This window comes from Xenorhabdus sp. BG5 (assembly GCF_015163665.1).
Lineage (GTDB): Bacteria > Pseudomonadota > Gammaproteobacteria > Enterobacterales > Enterobacteriaceae > Xenorhabdus.
Window position 1 is genome coordinate 1 of record NZ_JADEUG010000103.1, and the last position, 507, is coordinate 507.

The following is a 507-nucleotide window of genomic DNA, read 5'->3' on the forward strand; positions in this document are numbered from 1 at the left end:
GGTACAACTGGGCGTCGGGATGAGCCCGCAGCGCAGTTTCCACAAAGATTTCAACCCGGAAAAACCGCGCTATCACCTCTCCCATATGCACAGCAGCGAAGGCTTCCGCGACTTCGGCAGCCAGACCCCTTACACCGTGTTTGAGAGTTACGGGCGATTCCAGAAAGATGCGGCCGCCAAACCGTTTTTAAAATACCGGCAGGACGCGCTGGATAACCAGAAACAGACCGGCAGCGGCAACAGTAACTGCATCAAACTGATGCCGGGAAAAATCTTCGAGATAAAAAATCACCCGCACAAGCCGTTCAACGCCCGCTGGCAAATCGTCACCATCAGCCATCGTGGGCATTGCCCACAAGCGCTGGGCGATAACAGCGGGCAGGGTACGACACTCAACAACACGTTCAGTTTTATCGACGGCCTTGCCGACTGGCGGCCACCGTTCCACTACAAACCGTTAGCCGATGGCGATGAAACGGCGATAGTCGTTGGCCCGGAAGGGGAAGA

At 56.0% G+C, this 507-nt stretch carries 1 protein-coding gene; it reads left to right on the forward strand.

The annotated features are described in order from the left end of the window. Positions 1-19: 19 nt before the first annotated feature. Positions 20-507 (forward strand): contractile injection system protein, VgrG/Pvc8 family (locus IQ209_RS18010; protein ID WP_255528826.1); only part of this gene is annotated, 488 nt, incomplete at its 3' end.